The sequence below is a fragment of the Prevotella sp. HMSC073D09 genome (assembly GCF_001814145.1).
In the GTDB taxonomy this organism is placed as follows: domain Bacteria; phylum Bacteroidota; class Bacteroidia; order Bacteroidales; family Bacteroidaceae; genus Prevotella; species Prevotella conceptionensis.
Map to the genome: position 1 here is coordinate 3,820 of NZ_KV815146.1, position 1,617 is coordinate 5,436.

Genomic DNA, 1,617 nt, shown 5'->3' on the forward strand with positions numbered 1-1,617 from the left:
CGGCCGTTGCACCCTTCATCGTAGGAACACCGGGAGGTGTGCCTAAGGACTTGTAATACTCCTCGCGCTGTTTCTCTATCTGCATCATGCGGGCGGCATAATCTTTCTGATCTGCCGTAACATTATTGCTACTGACACCATAGACATTGCTAAACTTGCCTACACCAGGTTTGCTTAACCTTATTCATTATCTATTTACATTTCTTTATTTCAGCTCCATATTGTATACCGTTTTCATCTTTTAAATATTCATATATTGCCCTTAAATACATAATGGTCTCGGCATTAGTTAATTTATTCTCGGATAAGAATGTAGAGTACTCCTTAATTATTCCGTTTGGATTAAATGCGCCAACACTTTGGAAGAAGAAAATCTTTTTATCACGATAAATGAATATTTTTCGAGGAAAATGTGGCCCTTGCCCTTTAAAGGCATAGATTCCATTTACCATTTTTTTTTCCTTTTTATCTAGTAAATTATACACATTCGCACTTGCATTGACAAACTCTTTACCGTAACCTTCATCAAGTTGTGTGGCAATACTCTTAGGAACTAAAACTTGATAGAAAGGGAGCTCGCGTTTGTTCTTTGCGGATAAAAGATACGTACAACAAATCAATAATAATAAAAATAGTTTCTTTCTCATTTCATTTTGTTATTTAATTCTCGTGACTGTTCAATTATTTTATTCTCAACTTTATTAGGAGCCGTTTCTTTATTCGGTCTAGTTCCTCCCTTGTTTTTTAGCTCGTATCTAAGATCTTTGTTTATCTCCTTTCGGTCAGTACCATGTACGATTTCGTGACCTGCAACAGCCCCTATTGCTTGGTCTATTGTCAGCCCTTTATGTTTTGGATTCTCTGTTTTTGCATCTTCTTTTAGAGTTCCCTCATAAATTGTAATAGAAGATTCAGTAATTCCAAAAGTCCTATTCTTACTTACTCTTCGGCCATAATTATCCTTAGAATTAAAGTTCCCTTGTACAGTCTCCCCATAAGTATAACTATTTCCTCCCTCAACTTTTGTTATTTTAGTCTCACTTGAAATTTTCATTTTAACACGAATCTTGGAATTGATAGCCCGTTTGAGGCTCTTCATTCCCTCTTTCGTTAGCATGAGCACATTGACGATTCTTTTGATATCTTTTGTCGCATACTTTGTAAAAATGATCATCCTTTGTTTATTTATATATACAGCAATCCTATTTTTAGGGTCAGTAATCTTCTCTCCATTAGGGTCAACAAATTTAACAGGGTTACCAGCACAATACACATACCCACCAATTGTCTCATACGTCTCAGCCAATGGATCCACTCCATACCACAGACTCGTCTTGGGGTTCATATATCTCGCTCCGTAGTAATATAGCCCCGTCTCTTGGTCGAGTTCCTTGCCATTGAACTTATACGGCATTTCCTTGGACGAAGAATGTTCATCCACGAGCAGTTCTCCATAGGGCAGGTAGGCATCAAACTGGGTGATGTTGGCCTTGGCATCGGTGATGTAGGAGGTGCTGCCGAGGTGGTCACTATGATAGAAGAAGATTTCCTCGGTGTTGGTCGTGTCGGCAGGGACATAGCCATAACCCGGTTGCGCATTGTCAGGGTCTTCGGGCT

General features: G+C 38.9%; 2 protein-coding genes and 1 pseudogene. All 3 read right to left on the bottom strand.

All coding sequences use genetic code 11. The features are described 5' to 3' along the window. Positions 1-184 (bottom strand): annotated as a pseudogene (locus tag HMPREF2955_RS16970) (RHS repeat-associated core domain-containing protein); the annotation flags it as partial. A 7-nt stretch (positions 185-191) separates the two neighbouring features. Continuing rightward, positions 192-647: a hypothetical protein gene (locus HMPREF2955_RS15995; protein WP_139145576.1), complete on the bottom strand. Its 456-nt coding sequence runs from the start codon at positions 645-647 to the stop codon at positions 192-194. Continuing rightward, on the bottom strand, positions 644-1,617 hold a 974-nt coding region (locus HMPREF2955_RS14080; RefSeq protein ID WP_139145577.1), incomplete at its 5' end, for an RHS repeat domain-containing protein. The genes HMPREF2955_RS15995 and HMPREF2955_RS14080, both read right to left, overlap by 4 nt.

Bases quoted from the DNA above. Each gene is read 5' to 3' on its own strand.
- HMPREF2955_RS15995 (WP_139145576.1), bottom strand. From the start codon at position 647: ATGAGAAAGAAACTATTTTTATTATTATTGATTTGTTGTACGTATCTT.